This is a genomic window from Cohnella caldifontis (assembly GCF_029360585.1).
In the GTDB taxonomy this organism is placed as follows: domain Bacteria; phylum Bacillota; class Bacilli; order Paenibacillales; family Paenibacillaceae; genus Cohnella; species Cohnella caldifontis.
In genome coordinates this window covers 57,453-74,508 of sequence record NZ_JAQZSJ010000022.1, presented here as the reverse complement: position 1 = coordinate 74,508, position 17,056 = coordinate 57,453, and the positions used below count along the sequence as shown (strand labels likewise).

Here is a 17,056-nt window from a genome sequence, read left to right as displayed (position 1 = left end):
CCAAGCGCCGCCGGCTCGCCTGGCCCGGCGTCGGCCGCGATGGAGCTGCGCCGAACAGCCGCCGCCCCGCCGCAGGCCGCGCACGCCGCGCCGCCGCAAGCCCAAGCCGCCGCGGCGGCAACGCCGGCGATCGACGCGGAACAGCTGCAGCAGGCGCTGAGCAAGCTGCCGCAGCTGAATCCCGAGCAGCTGGCGGACAAAGTCTACACCGCGCTGATGAAGCGCATGAAATTCGAGCAGAGGCTTCGCGGGTACTAACGGAAGCCCTGCCCCGCCCCGCCGCCGGACAGGCGCACGGATAAGGAGGAACGAGCCGAGTGGCGCTGTCGAAAGCCAAAATCATCATCATCAAGGGAAGCTCCCAGGAAACCGTCAACGTGCTGTTCAACCCGAACGAATACGTCCTGCAGTCCGGCAACCAGTTCGCCTGGCAGACGATCCCCGGCCTGCAGTCGCCGATCGGGCAGTTCGTCAGCGGGGAAGCGACGACGCTCACGATGGACTTGTTTTTCGATTCCTACGAGGCCGGGACCGACGTCCGCGCGCACACCTCGAAAATCACCGGACTCCTGAACGTGGACCGCGACCTGCACGCGCCGCCGACCTGCCGTTTCGTCTGGGGCTCCCTGGATTTCAAAGGGGTGGCGGAGAAGGTCCAGCAGCGTTTCACGATGTTCCTGGATTCCGGCCTGCCGGTGCGCGCGACGCTCAACGTGACCTTCCGATCCTTGCAGACGATGTTGGAGCAATACCAGAACGTCCCGCGCCAGAGCGCGGACCGGACGAAGCAGAAAACGCTGAAGCAGGGCGAGCAGCTATGGATGCTGGCCGCCGAAGAGTACGAGGATCCGTCCCAATGGCGGGCGATCGCCGAGGCCAACGGCATCGACAATCCCCGCCGGCTGCCCGTCGGGCGCAATCTCGTCATCCCGAGGCTGGAGTGAGGCCGTCATGGCGATAACGTTCAACACCGCAACCTACTCGTTCGACGAGCTCGAGCGGAAATACGGCCATTTTTTCGCGCCCGCCTTCGACGTGCTCATCGACGGACAGAGCCTGACGATGCAGAGCATCGCGGTGTCGTCCCTGCGGGTGGACACTTCGACCGGCGCCAGAGCCGATTCGGTCCGGCTGCGCATCGAGAACGCCTATAACGCGGTGTCCCGCTCCTTCAACTGGGTAGGCTCGCTGCTCGAGGTCGGCAAAACGATCGTCGTCAAAATGGGCTACAAGGACAAGCTCGAAGAAGTGTTCGACGGCATCGTCACCGGCATTTCGCTGGATTACCCTTCCTCGGGCCAGCCGACGGTATCGGTGCAGGGAATGGATCGATCTTTCCTCATGATGCGCAGCGCCAAATCGAACCTGTGGCACAACAAGAAGGTGAGCGACGTCGTCAAGGAAATCGGCGGAAAATACAGCTTGCAGCTGCAAGTCGACGACACGATGACGCCGAAGCCGACGATCGAGCAGTTCCGCAAGAGCGATTACCATTTTCTGCAGCAGCTGGCCAAAGAAGTGAACCACGATTTCTTCGTCCTCGGCCAGAAGCTGTATTTCCGCAAACCGAATCCGTCCGCCAGCCCGGCCATCACGCTGATGTACGGCAAAAATCTCCGCAGCTACTCGACCGACGTGGACATCAGCAACCAGGTCAGCAAAATCATCGTGCGCGGGACCGACCCCAAGACGCGGGTGCCGTTCCAAGCCGAGTCCCAGACGGTCAACATCGTGGGCACGAACGGCAAGACCGGCAAAGACATCATGGGGGCGCTGTCCAGCCATCTCGTCGAGATCGTATACAGCGACGTGGAGACCCAAGCGGAAGCGCAGACGCTGGCGAACTCGATGCTGAACGAACGCGCGATGGGGCTTATCAGCGGGGAAGGCGAATGCGTCGGCCTTCCGGAGCTGCGGGCCGGCCGGCACATCAAGCTGGAAGGGCTCGGGCCGAAGTTCAACCAGCCCCTGGTCATGAACGGGGTCTCGCACACGATCGACAATCGGGGTTACACGACGACGTTTACGGTGGAGGGGAACGCGATATGAGGCTGGATTTCGACGGCGAGCGGGATTCCGGAGGCAGCCGAAGCGGCACCGTGAACGGCGTCATGGTCGCGACCGTTACCGATAACAAAGATCCCGATGCCCTGGGACGGGTCAAGCTGAAATTCCCCCTTCGCGAGAACGAGCACGAGACCGACTGGGTGCCGATCGCGTCGCTGATGTCGGGCAACAACATGGGTACGCTGTTTATCCCCGAAGTGGGGGACGAAGTGCTGGTCGCTTTTCATCTCGGCTATTTGAATCAACCGTACGTGATCGGCTGCCTGTGGAACCAGAGCAAGAAGCCGCCGGCCAAGGACGATCAGAACAACCTTCGCAAAATCCGGTCGAGGGCGGGACACGAGCTCATTTTCGACGATACGAACAACGCCGGCAAGGTCACGCTGAAAACGGTCAAAGGGATTCAAATGATCATCGACGATCAGAACGAGAAAATCACCATCGGCACGAAGAACGACCAGCAGTCCGTCACCCTGACCGGCAGCTCGGCCGGCACCGTGGAGATCAAATCCGGCACGAACAAAATCACCATCGACAACAAAGGCGACATCAAGATCGAGTCCACGAAAGGCGTCACCATCAAAAGCACCCAGCTCAATATCGAGGCGACGGCGAACATGACGATCAAGGCCGGCGCGCAGCTGAACCTCGAATCGAGCGGGATTTTGAACGTCAAAGGTTCGTTGGTCAAAATCAACTAAGCGTTTGGCGGGCAAGACGCGGGAAAGGGGAGGAAGAGGATGAACGCGCCGTTTTTGGGACGGGGGTGGAAGTTTCCGATTTCCGTCGACGCGACGACGGGACGCGTGCTGATGTCGGAAGGCGAAGAGGACATCGCCGATGCGATCCGCATCATTCTGATGACCTCCAAAGGAGAACGCGTCATGCGGCCGGATTTCGGCTGCAGGCTGAAGGAGTTCGCGTTCGGCACGATGGACGAGACGTCCCTGCGGCTGATCGAATCCGACGTCCGCGAAGCGATCACCGTCTGGGAGCCGCGCGTCACCGACGTCGAAGTCGAGGCTACGGCGGACGACGCCTTGTCGGGCAGGCTGACCTTGAACGTGAGCTACGTCGTCCGCTCGACGAACAACTTGTTTAACCAGGTATACCCCTTCTATCTGGAAGAAGGCACGAAATAAACGGGAGAGACGGCGGAATGAAAGCATGGGCAGGACGGGGCGGTGACAACGGGCCGCCCGCGATCGACGCGAGAACGATGCCGGACTTCATTCGGCAAATGAAAGCGATGGTTCCGCACTATACGCCGGAATGGCGGTTCTCCCCGGAAGATCCGGACGCGGGAACGGCTTTGTTCTTCCTGGCCGCGGAGATGCTGGAAGAGAACGTGAACCGGCTGAACCAAGTGCCGATGAACCATTTCATCGCCTTCCTGGATCGGCTCGGCATCCGCCTGCAGCCGGCCCGCCCCGCCCGGACGTACGTCGTGTTCAAGCTGAACGAAGGCGTCCGCGAAACGGTGTATGTCCCCTCGGGCACCATGCTGACCGCTCCCGCCGAGGATGGGGGCGACGACCTCCCGTTCGAGACGGACAGCCCGTTGGCCGTCTCGCCGGCAAGGTTGATCGACCTCCTCAACGTGCATCCCGGGCGCGACCGCATCGTGCTCGCCGCGGATCGCTACGAGGACGCGCTGAGCGCGGACGCGGCGCCGGCGGTGCCGCTGTTCTCCGTAGAGGGGGACAATCTGCAGGAGCACGCGTTCTATATCCGGCACGACGAGTTGCTGCTGCTCGACCGTCCAGCCGTCCTGACGCTGCGCTGGCACAATGCGCAAAAACGTTACGTCGAAGACGACCTCGCCGCCGTCATGGGACGTTCGGACGCGTTGGAATGGTCCTATTCCCGGGGGGCCGAGTGGATCCCGTTCGAGGAAATTTCGGCGAAAGGGAACGAAGTGACGCTGCGCAAAACGACGCCCGGACCTTCGGAATCGGGTAAAGTGAACGGCGTGGAGGGGCGGTGGATCCGCTGCCGGGTCCGGTCCGGCCATGGCCGTTCGCCCGTCCTGGACTCGGTCCCCGAGATGGATCGGCTGACGATGAGGGCCGTCCACGACGCGGAGCGGGACGATACGGGCATCTCCCCCGCCGAGCTGTATTTCAACGATACGGAGCTCGACGGAACCGGCTTTCATCCGTTCGGGCCCCATTTCGTCCCGTATTCGGTGTTTTACGCCGCCTGCCCGGAAGCGCTCAGCAAGCGGGGCAGCCGGCTTCGCCTGAATTTCCGGGCGAAAAACGTCGCGAATTCGCTCCGGACCGGACCGGATCCGGAAATCCGCTGGAAAATGATCATGCGCACCGCCGATTTCGAGCCGAAGCCGGCTCCGAAGCTGTACGTCCGCAAGGTGATCTGGGAGTACTGGAACGGCGATAACTGGATGCGCATTCCGGAAAGCGGCCGCTACGAAGGCCTGTTCGCGGAACTGACCGAGGAGGCGTCCGACTGCGAGGTCGAGTTTCCGTGCCCGGATGACCTGGCTCCCGCTTTCGTGAATGGAAGGGAGGACCGCTGGCTTCGGGTCCGCGTGATGATGACGGATCCCGTCACGGCTCCGGTCGTCGATTATATGAGCCCGTGGCTGGAGGGGCTCCGGTTCTCGTATGCCTACAACGATACGGCGGCGCTCGTTCCGGAGACGGCTTTCGTCCTGAATAACGCGGAAATGGCGGACGTCACCGCCGCGACCCGGCAAGGGGGGGCCGCGTTTAAGCCTTTCCTGCCGATCCCGGCCCCGGCTCCTTCCGTCTATTTCGGCTTTGACGTTCCGCCCGTGAAAGGGCCGATCCGGCTGCATTTCACGCTCGGACGCCGGATCCCCGCGGACGGGAATCCGCCTTGGGTGGAATGGGAGGCGTATGTCCGCGGAAGCGGCGGTTGGTCCTGGATCCCCCTGAAAACGCTGGACGAAACGATGGGGTTCACGGAATCCGGCATGCTGCAATTCGCCGGCCCGCCTTCGCTCGCTCCCGCGCGGCTGTTCGGACGCGAGCGCGTCTGGCTGCGGGCGGTCAACCGCGACGGCGTTTACGGAGCCGAAGGAGCCGCGACCCCCGTGGCGGAGGCGGTGCGGCGGAACGCGGTTCCCGTCGTGCAGAGGCGCACGATCCGGGACGAATACCCGGAGAAGGGGAAGGACGGCTTCCGTTTGTCGGCGGCTCCCGTGATCGGGCATGAGGTGTGGGTGGACGAGACCGGCGCGTTCGGAGAGCACGAGCTTGCGGCTTTGTCCGAACGGCAGCTGGAGCGTTACGAGATTTACCGCGACAGCGAAGGCCGCGTCCAACGGTTGTGGGTAAGGTGGGAGCCGGTATCGGCGTTTTCCGCTTCGGGTCCCGACGACCGCCATTACGTGCTGGACTCGGCTTCCGGGTTGATCCTTTTCGGCGACGGCACGAGGGGACGCGTCCCGCCGCAAGAAGGCGGCGATAAAATCCGCGTCACGTACCGGGTGACGGAAGGCGCTCGGGGCAATGCCGGCGCGATGCAGATTACGGGTTTGATGCAGTCGATCGCGTTCGTCGGCGGGGTGGCGAACCCGGCTCCCGCGGCGGGCGGAAGCGGGGCGGAGCCGATCGGAGACGCGCTGCGGAGAGGTCCGAATGCGCTGAAGCACCGGGGGAGAGGCATCTCGGCGGCGGACGTGGAATGGGTGGTTCGGGAGCTCGAGCCCGGCGTGCTGAAGGTGAAATGCCTGCCGGGACGAAACGCGAGGCTGGAGACGGCGCCGGGCCATTTGACCGTGGCGGTTCTGACGCCGGGAGAAGGCGGCGCCTCCGCGTTTTTCCCGGAGACGAAGCGCAGGCTGGAGGAAGCGCTCCGCCGCCGTCTGCCGAACGTAGTCGGCCGAACCGGCCGGTTCGGCGTGATCGCTCCCGCGTTTTTGGAAATCTCGGTGATCGCGACGGTCGTGGTGGATTCGCCCGAACGGATGCTGCCGGCGGAGGCGGAGTGTCTCCGGCGGCTGAACCGCTTCCTGGACCCGGCCGCAGGACGGACGGACGGCAACGGGTGGGACATCGGGGAGCCGGTTCACGTCTCGGTGTTTTACGGCCTGCTGCAGTCGGTTCCCGGGGTCAAGCGCGTGGACAAGCTGCATTTGGGCGTGGTGAAAGCCGAGAACGGGGAACGGACCGAAATTCCCGAGGATCGGCTGCGCGAGGTGCTTCACGGCATCGTGACCTCCGGAGCCCATCGTTTAATGATAGAGACCGACTGAACCGGAACGAAGGAAAGGAGGGCGGACGATGCTGCCCCGGCTGCCGCTGGACGACCGGAATTTTGCGGGATTGATGCAGGAAGCGAGGCGGGGCATCCCGCAGCGCTTTCCGGAATGGACCGACGAGAACGCGCACGATCCGGGCATCACGATGCTCGAGCTGTTCGCTTGGCTGAGCGAGATGCAGCAGTTTTATTTGAGCCGGATTCCGGAGCGGAATTTGCGGAAGTTCCTCGACCTGCTGCGCGTGACGCCGCGGGAAGCCGTTTCCGCCGAGACCGTGGCGGTGATCGGTCAGGTAAAGGAACCGCTGATGCTGCCTGCGGGATCGAAGCTGCTGGCGGAGGATCAAATCTTCGAAACCGCCGAAGCCGTCCGCCTGCTCCCCCTCTCCATCGACCGGATCGTGACCCGTACGGAGCGCGAGGTCGGGGACCGGACGGCGTCGAACACCGGGGGCCGCTCGGCGTTTTACGCCTTCGGGCCGGACGCCTCGGCCGGCAGCGCGATGTACGTCGCGTTCGACCGGGAGCCCGAACCCGGGGAGACGATCGCCTTGTCGGTCCGGCTCGCGGACGACGCGGACGGCGAAGCCGCGCCCGACCGGTCGATGGTCGTTCCGTCGGCGAAAGTCGTCTGGAGGGCTTATGCACTGGAGGAAGGAGCGCAAGCCGCCTCCTGGATCGAACTGCAGCCGGAGTTGGACGAGACGCTGCACCTGTCCTACGGCGGCCGCGTTTCCTTCCGGCTGACCCGCCCGATGAAACCGGTCGTCGTCCACCCCGCCGCGGACAAGCCCCGCTATTGGATTTCCTGCACGGTCGAAGAACCGGGATACGAGCGGCCGCCCCGTATCGACCGGCTGCTGCTCAATACGGTGAAAGTCCGGCAGCAAAACACGCTCAGCGAGACGCGGGAATTCGACAGCCCGGGCACGCCCGGCTTTACGCTGGAAACCGAAGGCTATCTGGCGCGTTACGGGCGTCTGACCGTGCAGGTGCGGGAGGCGGACGGACGCTGGCGGGATTGGCGCGAGACGTCCGACCTCGGAGAAGCGGGTCCGGGAGACCGGCGGTTCGCCGTGTCCCGCGGCGGAGTCGCGGGAGCGGCGGTCATCCGGTTCGGGGACGGAGAGCACGGAGCCGTTCCGCCGGAAGGGACGGCCAATATCCGGCTGATCGCGATCGAACCGGAATTCGAAGCGTTAAGCTTGTTCGGGCGAAGCAACGGGCTGCCGAACCAAATCTTCCGGCTGTACGACGTGCCATGCCGCTGGTCGGACGGATTGCGGATCCAAGTCGGAGTCCCTGACGGGGACGAGTGGGTGTGGGAGGACTGGCAATCGGTGGGCGGCTTCGATCGCTCCGGTCCGCTGGACCGCCATTTCACGTATCGTCCCGACACGGGGGAGCTCCGGTTCGGCGACGACGAACGCGGAGCCATCCCATCCGCGCACGATTCCCCGAATTTGCGCATCATCGCCTGCAGGCTGGGCGGCGGAGAGCGCGGGAATATCAAGCCCGGCCTGCTGACGCAGTGGGTTTCGCCGGAGCAGAGAGCCCTCGGGCTCACGGTGACGAATCCGGGCTACGCTTCCGGAGGAACGGAAGGCGAGACGCTCCAGGCTTGCCTGGAGCGGGCGGCCGACGAATGGCGGACGCCTTACTGCGCCGTCACCGACGAGGACTACGCGCGCATCGCGAAGTCTACGCCGGGGCTGCGCGTGGCGCGGGTGCACGTGATCCCGGACTTCGCGCCGGGCAAGCCGGAATCGCCGGGAGCGGTGACGGTCGTCGTCGTACCCGAGGGTTCCGGCCTTACGCCGAAGCCGAGCCGAGGATTCCTGGCTACGGTGGCGCGGCACCTGGACGATCGCCGGATGATCACGACGGAACTGTATACTGCCGCACCGGAGTACATCCGCGTTACGGTTCACGCCGTCGTGGTCGTTGAGCCCCATTTCATGGACGAGGCGCACCGGATCGCGGCGGCGCTGAACCGGCTGCTGTCGCCGCTCGACCGCCCCGCGGAAGGCATCGAAGGGTGGCCGTTCGGACGCACGGTGTACAAAGGCGATATTTACGGCGCGATCGGACGCATCAAAGGCGTCGCCTACGTGTTGGATTTGTGGCTGGACGCGGAGGGACGATACGCGCGTAAAAACGCGGGCGGCGACATTCAGCTGCCGCCGAACGGGCTGGTTTATTCCGGCAGGCACCGGATCGAATTGCTGAGCCGGACGCAAGTGTGAATTTTAGGGCGGGACGATCCGCGGCGGAGGTGAGGGAATGACGGAGAACGAGGCGGCTTTCTTTTCCGTGAATCAGCCGGAGCATTGGCGCCGCAAAGGCGTCTTGCGCAACTTGGACGTCTCCCGTGACGGCGTATCGCTGGAGCGGGGGCAAAAGTACGGGGTGCTGGATACGATCGCCCTGGAAGGGCTGGACGGCGCAGGGGATGCCGCCGCATTCGCGGTCGGTTCGCTTGGCCGTCTGATCATCCTGGACGACGAAGGCAATCTGTGGATCTACGACCGGGGGAGCCGGCAGATGGAGCGGATGTTCATGCCGGGAAACGGGCTCCTGTCGCCCGCGAGTCAACTGGCCGTCCGAGGAGACACGCTGTTCGCGGCCGACCCCCGCAGCCCCTCCGGCGAACCGTGGCTGGCCGCCTTCGATCTGGTCAGCGGCCAGCTCCGGTGGAGCAGGAGCGGGAGCGAGATCGAGGGGCTGCCGTACATGCCCGCGGCCGCGGCGGCGGACGACCGCTTCTTTTACGTGTTGTCTGCAGGCGAGAAGGCGTCGCCGGATGCGGATGCGGATCGGGGGATCCGGCTGGCCGTCCTGAAGCTGACGTTTTCCGGTTCGCTTGAAGCGGAGTGGACGGACGACTCGTTCCGCATCGTTCCGCCCGCCTCCGACGCGGATTGGCGATCCTCGCTGTTCCTTCACCCCTCGCCCGGCGGAGGGGTGTACGCGCTCGATGCAACCGGCTGCCGCGTGTTCGCGTTCGGCGGAGACGGGAGCTTGCGGCGGCGAATCGAGCTTCCTCCCCGGCCGTGCGCCGGGCTGGCCGCCGACTCCAAGGGGAATTTCTACGTCGGAGATGCTCGGCGCCTTAACGATGGCGAGGAAGACGACCGGTTTGTCTTGCAATACGACGGAGAAGGCCGGTTTCTGGGTCCCGTCGGGGGCTTCCGGGGGCGAACCGACGGCTTGGCCGTTGACGGCCAGGATCGGATGGTGATCCGCAGCCGGGAGGCCCGTACCCTGACCGTGCTCGAGCTGCAGCAGCGCGTCAGGGGCCTCGGCGGAGACGGACCGCCGGAAGGCGTGTGGCTCTCCTTCGCGTTCGACAGCGCCGAAGCGGAGACCGTTTGGCACAAATTCACGCTGGACGCGGATATTCCGGACGGCACGATGATCCGGGCGTCCTATTACAGCTCCGATTCGGACTTGCATTTGATCCGGGGCTCGGCTTGGAAAATCGACGACTGGATTTCCCACGACGGCCATACGCTCGAAGAAAAGCTGGCCGGGTTGTCCCCGCTATGGTCGCCGCCGGTGGTCAATCCCGCCGATGCTTTGTTTTTAAAGGCGAAAGGCCGATATTTATGGATAAAAGCGGAATGGATCGGCAGCGAAATGTCGACGCCGACGCTCCGGAAGCTGCGCGTGTATTTTCCGAGATCTTCGCCGCTTTCTTACCTTCCGTCGGTCTATCAGGAAGAGGAAACGAGCCGCGATTTCCTCGAACGGTATCTCTCGCTGTTCGGTACGCTCTTCGACAGCGTGGACGAACGGATCGACCGCACCGCGGAGTTTTTCGATCCGGAGCATGCGGGCGGAAAGCAGCTTCGGTGGCTGGCTTCCTGGCTCGGATTGTCGTGCGACGACCATTGGAGCGACGATTGGGTCCGACGGCTCATCCGGGCGGCGCCGGAGCTTCATCGCTACCGGGGAACCCGGCGAGGCATCGAGATCTTGATCGAGACGCTCACCGGCCGCAGGCCGATCATCGTGGAGCCGTTCCAATACAAAACGATGCGCGAGTCCGGGGAGCTTAAATGGCTGACGGACGACTTGTACGCCGGAGACCCGTTCACCTTCACGCTGCTGCTCCATCAGGATCAAGCCCGGACGGACAAGGAACGGGTGCTGCTCCGGGAACTCGTCGAGGACTACAAGCCCGCGTACACCCAAGCGCGGATTCAATGGCTGCAGCCGTGGATGTACCTCGATTTGCATACCTACCTCGGCGTGAACACGACGTTGGCCGAGCCTTCCTTGCTCACGCTCCATCCGGACCGGATGATGCCGAACGATACGCTGATCGCGGAACGGGACATGGACCGGAGGATGGATGCCCACACCCGGCTGGAAATGGATTCCGAGTTGGAATAACGGCGAAAAGAGTTTGACGGAGTCAAAGGAGGAGAACCGGTGAAAAAAGCGAGGATGTACCCGTTCGAGAGGAATCGGTATTTTTACGGCAAGCTGCTGACCGTCCGGGACTTCGAGTCGGAGCAGAAGTATTTCAACGACAAACGCAGGCTGCTCAACCGGCTGTTGTTCGGGAGCGGGGTGGTCGCGGGCATGCAGGTCGTGGCGGTGGACGACAAAACGATCACCGTGGAAAACGGGGTGGCGCTCGATTATTTGGGCCGCGAGATCGTGATTCCCGCCCCCGTCACGCTGAAGCTGTCGATGATCGACGGGTTCACCAACAACGAGTACAAGAAGAACGTCTATTTGTATGCCGCGTACGACGAGAAGGGCCGCGAGCCCGTGCATTCGGTCGGCAGCGCTTCGGCGCGGGGCGACGAAGTCAGCGAGTACAACCGGTTTCTCGAATCGTACCGGCTGTACGTCAAAGAAGAAGCGCCTGCTCCGGATTCGTTCGAGCATGCCGGGCTGATGGAAGATATCGCCACGCTGTATCGGGATTCCGACGTCCGCATCACGGCCCGTCTGCCGAAGTACGCCAATCCCGGCGAAGTCGTCGACGTGACGCTCGTGGTGGAAAAAACGCTGCAAACCCCTCGGATTTCCTTGAACCTGCATTGCGAAACCGACGGCTTCGAGCTGTTGGGGCAGGAAGACGGCGTCGTCCGTTTTCTGGAACCGGGAGACGGCCAGGAGACCGAATACCGCTGCACGTTCAGTATGAAAACGGCGGACCGTGCCGGCACGTTCGGCAAAGTGTCGTTCCGGCCGGATGGCATGGAGCTGTCCGTCGGTGACACCCGCGTTCCCGTCGAAGCGGGAGCCGGCCTGCAGTCGGAAATCATCGCCCGCCCCGTCGCGGAGCGAATTTTGAAGGATTGGTACGAACGGACGTTGGACCAGGCGGTCGAAGGCTTCTCGGATCAGGACGTGTGCCTGGCCAAAATCGGCCTGCTCCAGTTGGGCCCCACGTATATGATCGAGCAGGTGGAGCGGGTTCCTTTCGGCGAGTACATTCCGAACGCCTCCTTGCAGCAGAGGCTGCTCCATACGCAGCGGGCGGCCGGGAACAACCGCTTCTATACCGAGGCTCAAGCTTACGACGTCCCCTACGGAAGAAGCCCCGAGCTGGACGTGATCTACGACGACGCCCGGAACGCCTTCGAATTCAAACTGGGCATACCGAAGCCCCAGACGATCCAGGATGAAATGGCCACCGGCGTAATCGAGGTTCCGCTGGACGGCAACGCCAAGTCGGGACTGTTCTCCCGCGGACAGCGGAGCTGGGTGACCGATGAAATCGTGCACGGATTGGGCAAGGGCCAGGTCACGGTGATGGCCGGACTGGAGGAAATCCCGGACGCGCGGGCGGCAGTCGGCTCCGGACAGGCCGGCGTTTATTATGGTTCGGCCGATGTGTTCAAAGGGACGGAATTCGAGCCTTTGCTGCCCGGCGTCAAATTCGGAACGTTGATTTATCCCGGCAAAGGCACGTTCCGCATCGGCATGAAGCTGGCCGGAGGCACGGAGGCCGAGAAGCTGCGAATCCGCTGGTGGGCGTTCAAGAAGCTGCCCGGCACCGCCGCGGAAGCCGAGCAAGCCGATTGGGATTCGGAGGCCGAAGCGGCATCGTCGAAGGAAGGGTAAGCTCGGGGCGACGGGGCCGGGGGAACCTGAACTTTGCACCCGCCCTTTCGCGGCTCCGATTTTTCGCGGTACAATAATCTGGATAAGGAAGGAGGCAGGCCGTGAAACTGTTTTTCCTGTTCGGCTTGTTATGGTGGCTGGTGGGCAATCCGTTTCTCGCGATTCTCGTGCTGCTGGTCGTCCTGTACGCGCTGGAAAGGCGGTTCATCGGTTTGTCTCCCAGCCTCGTCCGGCCCTTCAAGCGAAGAAGCGCAATCGCCAAATGGAAGCGGCACCTGCACCTGAGCCCGCATGACGTATCGGCCAAAAACGAGCTCGCCCGGCTGCTCATCGAAAGCGGGAAGTACGCGGAAGCCCGGGACGTCCTGCTCGGGATCCAATCGGTATCGGAGCATTCGGCGGAGTTCTGGAGCGATCTCGGAACCTGCGAGCTGGCGCTGGGGCGGCTCGAAGAAGGCGAAGCGCATATGCTTCGGGCGCTGGACATCAGCCCCCGCGTCAAGTTCGGCCAGCCCTATTTGCGCTTAGGGGAAGCCTGGTCCAAGCGGGATCCGGCCAAAGCGCTGGCTTACCTGGAAACGTTCAAAGACATGAACGCCTCATCCTGCGAAGCGTATTACCGGCTGGGCAGCCTGTATTCCGGGCTGGGAAAACCCGCCGAAGCCGCGGCCGCGTTCCGGGAATGCCGAGCGCTCTACGGCACGCTGCCGCGGTATTTGAAGCGCAAGGAACGGAAATGGGCGCTGAAAAGCCTGCTGAAGGGCAGCCGGTAGCCCTCTCGGGGACGATGGTTTTGAACGGGTGATGGGGAGCCGCGTGAGGTCGGTGAGACCGACTTCATGGCTGGGCACGGCCGGTGCATGACCGGTTTAAGTCGGTGAGACCGACTTCATGGCTGGGCACGGCTAATGCAGGTCCGGTTTAAGTCTGTGAGACCGACTTAATGGCTGCGAATAGCCGGTGCAGGACCGGTTTAAGTCTGTGAGACCGACTTAATGGCTATAAAAGGCCGATGCAGGAGTGGATGAAGTCGGTGAAACCGACTTCATGGCTGCGCACGCCAACCGGTTGGATTGCATCCTTACAACCATTTTTCCTCAAATGGGAAGGGGAGCCGCGATAATCTCGGCTCCCCCACGTACGGGATATCCATTAGTCCCCAATGACTTCGGATTCCGTCGACTCCGGCTGGTCAGCCGCAACTTCCGCGAGAGCAGGCTCGTCGGCTTCGGCCGCAGCCGCCTCCAACGCTTCCTCCGCTTGATCGCCTTCCGCGCCGGCTTCGGCAACGGGCTCGCCGGCGTCCTCAGCTTCTGCCTCTACGGCTTCCGCCTCAACAGCTTCGGCGACGACCTCATCCGATTCCGTTGCTTCCGATTCTACGGCTTCTGCCGTATCCGCTTCCTCATTTTCCACAGCTGCCAATTGCTCTTCGTTTTGATCCATACCGATCCCTCCCGCGAGTAGTTGGGGACAAGCCCCTAACTCTCAAATTAGCGGGATAGTAAAAAAGTGGCAACGGTGTTATTTTGGTGGAAAATGACGGCTTCCCCCGAAAACGGGACAGTCTGCGGGAATACCCGGAATCTCGCCAAAAGTTCCGAAGATTTGTCACGCGGAGACCGCCGTCGAAAACAGGCGCTTCTTGCGGAATTCTGCATTTGACGCGCGCGCAGCGCCCGGCAAACGGACAGAACGGCCCCCCCAAAGGAGAACCACTTGATGATAGAGTTCCGCTCCATCTTCCGCACACACGACGAAATAGCGTAAGACATCCACTAATCCGCTCAATCTTCCGCACACAGGACGAAATAGCGTAAGACATCCACGAATCCGCTCACTCTACCGCACACACGACGAAATAGCGTAAGACATCCGCTAATCCGCCCACTCTACTGCACATACGACGAAATAGCATAAGACATCCATTAATCCGCCCACTCTACCGCACACAGGACGAAATAGCGTAAGACATCCACTAATCCGCCCACTATACCGCTCACACGACAAAGGCCCCCCAATGGGAGGCCGTCTTGTGAATGCCGAATTATTTACCCTTACGGTTATTCGTCTGCGGGAGCACGGGTGATGACGAGTCGAACCGGCACGTCTTTGTTCACGGTAAAGACGTACAGGTTGCCGTCCCGCAGGACCGTCCATTCGTATTTGTCGCCGGTAAGCGGAGTTTTAAGCCCTTTGTCCGGACCGACTTTTAGCTTCGCCCACAGCGTATCGAGCACGGTTCGGTTCCAAGTGCGGATCTCGGTCACGGAGTACGCTTCAGGGTTGTCTTCATCCGCGGTCAGTTCGAACGACATTCGCAGCGCTCCGTACAGAAGGTCCTTCGGCAGCGCAAGCGGCGCGTCGAGCGGGAGCTCGGCCGTCGGATCGGCAGGAGCGGGCGACTCCTGCGCCGGAGAAGCTTTAACGAGAGTTTGCGGTGAAGCCGCGGATTCCTTGCCGTCGGCGTTCTCCGAGCCGGAAGCCGGCGCCTTGCCACCTGATTCGCCCGCAGCGCCCGATGCGCCCGACGTACTCGAACCGCCCGTTCCTCCCGATGTCTCGGTCCCTTTGCCGCTCTCTCCGCCTGTCGACCCCGAAGCTGCCTCTGCGGAGGGAGCGGGCGACGCTGACGGCTCCGGAGAGGCACCGGCCGAAGGCTCCGGGGATGCGCTGCTTTCCGGCTGTTTGCCGGAGTCGTCCGGATTTTCTCCCGATGATGGGGAGGGACTCGGCGACGGGCTCTCCGCGGGCGCCCCCGCATCCCCGGACGGCACGCCGGCGTCGCCGGAACCCGGATCGCCGGCACCGCCATCATCGCCCGTAACGGCGCCGCTGACGCCCGGATCTTCCGCACTTTCCTCGCCGCCGGCACCCGCCGCTTCGTCGGGAGGGCCGAGCACTTCCGTAAGCTTGGATTCGGCCAGGCCCAGGAAAGCCTCGGGCGTCAACTCTCCGCCATGGAAATAGCCTTTGTATAGTGGGGTTCCGTCGGCGTCCATCAGCGTTCCGACGCCTTCGTATTTGCCCTTCGCGAATTTACCCGCGTACAGCGGGGTGCCGTCCTCCCGGAAAGCCTGTCCGTCGCCGTCCCGCAAACCGCCCAAGAATGATCCGGTATAGACGACCGTGCCGGCTTCGTTCAGCAGGGACCCGATTCCCTGGTATCGGCCGAGTTGGAACGCCCCTTTGTAGATCGCCGCTCCGGACGGCGCGTATTCGACCCCGTCGCCGGACAGCTGACCTCCGAGATACGTGCCTTCATACTGCAGCGTCCCGTCCGCCCGGAATTGTTTGCCCGCGCCTTCGAACTTCCCGGCGGCGAAGCCGCCTTGATACAGCACCGATTTGCCGTCCGCCGCGTACAGCTTGCCTTCCCCCTGGTACTCGCCCGCAACGAAAGCGCCGGCATAGAGCGGGATGCCGTCCGAAGCGTACAACGTGCCTTCTCCTTCGAATTTGCCGGAGGCGAAAGCCCCCTCGTATTTCACGCTGCCGTCCGGCGCGTACAGGACGCCCGCGCCGGCATACTGATCCGCCGCGAATTCCCCCCGGTACAACAGCCGGCCTTCCCCGTCGTAAAGCTCGCCTTTCCCGGCCTTTTGTCCTTTTTCGAAATCGCCGGAATAGATCAGCTTGCCGTCCGGTCCGTACAGCTTGCCGGCGCCGGAAAATTGGCCGTTCTCGAGCGGTCCGACATAGACGACGTTCCCTTGCGGGTCAACGATTTTGGCGATTCCGCTGAATCCGGATTCGGCGGCCGCGGCGGCTTCGATGCTCGGCGTCCGGCCGAACCACTTGTCCACGAATTTCGGGGGCTTGATGAACACGAAAAAGACGATGACCAGCGTGACAAGCGCGACGATGACGACCAGCTTTTTGGCGATGTAATAGCCGCCGATCCGCCAGTAGCTCTCGAGAGAGCGGATTTGCGCGCCCAGCACGGTCTTCATCCACTTGATCAGCCACTTGACAAGCAGCTTGGGCAGCTGTTTGGCCATCTTCAGCGGTCTCATGATTTTCTTTTGGATCGGCTTGATAAACGGCTTGAGAATGGATTCGATCATATCATGGCACCTGTATGGTCATTTGACCGGGATTGACGATCTGGATGACGCCGCCCCAATTGCACATGCATTTGGAGCTGTTGTTCAAGGCGGGCATGTTGGCGACGAGCACGGTGGGGGATCCCGGTGCCCACGGAGCGGACGTGACGGGTACGCAGGGCATCGGCGTCAGCACGCCGAGCGCGGCCGCGGTGGCCGACGCCACGGTCGGATTGGCCATCGACTGGCACATGCCGAACGGCGCGATGTTCACGATCGGCTTGTTGTCCATGATATTGGCGATCGGCATCGCCGTCGTCGTCCGGTTGGCCGGCAAGACGTTCAGGACGCCCGGCGCCGCACCGAACGAGCATTGCAGAGTAGCGCCTCCGCACACGAGCTGGCCCATTACACGACCTCGTTTCGCCGCCGCCTCCGCCGCCTGCCGTGCGGGTGCCGCGGTATTTTCTTCCACTTCCATACTACTATAAAAAGCGGGCATTTGTCCCGATTATTGTCAGATTAAGGCGTGTCAAAAGGAAGGAATTATAGTAGGATGGAAGTAATAGGATAGGCGGATCGGCCGAGAACGGCCGAAAGTCCGAAGA

General features: G+C 62.7%; 12 protein-coding genes and 1 pseudogene. 10 read left to right on the top strand and 3 right to left on the bottom strand.

Annotated elements, in window-relative coordinates:
• The 10 genes and pseudogenes from PTZ19_RS22260 to PTZ19_RS22215 all read left to right on the top strand — a co-directional run.
• Positions 1 to 258 (top strand): annotated as a pseudogene (locus tag PTZ19_RS22260) (hypothetical protein); the annotation flags it as partial.
• 59 nt (positions 259 to 317) lie between these two features.
• Positions 318 to 944, top strand: a complete 627-nt coding sequence (locus PTZ19_RS22255; protein WP_276357839.1) for a CIS tube protein — start codon at positions 318 to 320, stop codon at positions 942 to 944.
• 7 nt (positions 945 to 951) lie between these two features.
• The gene (locus PTZ19_RS22250) at positions 952 to 2,049 is read left to right on the top strand and encodes a phage late control D family protein (protein ID WP_276357838.1); all 1,098 of its coding nucleotides are present in this window, start codon (positions 952 to 954) and stop codon (positions 2,047 to 2,049) included.
• Complete coding sequence (locus PTZ19_RS22245; protein ID WP_276357837.1) at positions 2,046 to 2,768, top strand: phage baseplate assembly protein V; 723 nt, start codon at positions 2,046 to 2,048, stop codon at positions 2,766 to 2,768. The genes PTZ19_RS22250 and PTZ19_RS22245 overlap by 4 nt, the downstream gene beginning before the upstream one ends.
• A gap of 39 nt (positions 2,769 to 2,807) precedes the next feature.
• Entirely contained in the window at positions 2,808 to 3,209 is a 402-nt protein-coding gene (locus tag PTZ19_RS22240) for a GPW/gp25 family protein (protein WP_276357836.1), read from the top strand.
• A gap of 17 nt (positions 3,210 to 3,226) precedes the next feature.
• Positions 3,227 to 6,310, top strand: coding sequence for a baseplate J/gp47 family protein (locus tag PTZ19_RS22235; protein WP_276357835.1), 3,084 nt, complete (start codon positions 3,227 to 3,229; stop codon positions 6,308 to 6,310).
• Between the two features lie 28 nt (positions 6,311 to 6,338).
• The gene (locus tag PTZ19_RS22230; RefSeq protein WP_276357834.1) at positions 6,339 to 8,561 is read left to right on the top strand and encodes a putative baseplate assembly protein; all 2,223 of its coding nucleotides are present in this window, start codon (positions 6,339 to 6,341) and stop codon (positions 8,559 to 8,561) included.
• A 37-nt stretch (positions 8,562 to 8,598) separates the two neighbouring features.
• Positions 8,599 to 10,713 (top strand): phage tail protein, encoded by a 2,115-nt coding sequence (locus PTZ19_RS22225; protein WP_276357833.1) that lies wholly within the window; start codon positions 8,599 to 8,601, stop codon positions 10,711 to 10,713.
• A gap of 39 nt (positions 10,714 to 10,752) precedes the next feature.
• Positions 10,753 to 12,402 (top strand): hypothetical protein, encoded by a 1,650-nt coding sequence (locus PTZ19_RS22220; RefSeq protein ID WP_276357832.1) that lies wholly within the window; start codon positions 10,753 to 10,755, stop codon positions 12,400 to 12,402.
• 101 nt (positions 12,403 to 12,503) lie between these two features.
• The gene (locus tag PTZ19_RS22215; RefSeq protein ID WP_276357831.1) at positions 12,504 to 13,175 is read left to right on the top strand and encodes a tetratricopeptide repeat protein; all 672 of its coding nucleotides are present in this window, start codon (positions 12,504 to 12,506) and stop codon (positions 13,173 to 13,175) included.
• A gap of 379 nt (positions 13,176 to 13,554) precedes the next feature.
• Here the strand turns inward: PTZ19_RS22215 and PTZ19_RS22210 are convergent, their stop codons facing one another.
• The 3 genes from PTZ19_RS22210 to PTZ19_RS22200 form a co-directional block, all read right to left on the bottom strand.
• Entirely contained in the window at positions 13,555 to 13,848 is a 294-nt protein-coding gene (locus tag PTZ19_RS22210) for a hypothetical protein (protein WP_276357830.1), read from the bottom strand.
• Positions 13,849 to 14,465: 617 nt separating this feature from the next.
• Complete coding sequence (locus PTZ19_RS22205) at positions 14,466 to 16,469, bottom strand: MORN repeat-containing protein (RefSeq protein ID WP_276357829.1); 2,004 nt, start codon at positions 16,467 to 16,469, stop codon at positions 14,466 to 14,468.
• A 1-nt stretch (position 16,470) separates the two neighbouring features.
• Positions 16,471 to 16,857 (bottom strand): DUF4280 domain-containing protein, encoded by a 387-nt coding sequence (locus tag PTZ19_RS22200; RefSeq protein ID WP_276357828.1) that lies wholly within the window; start codon positions 16,855 to 16,857, stop codon positions 16,471 to 16,473.
• Positions 16,858 to 17,056 lie beyond the last annotated feature (199 nt).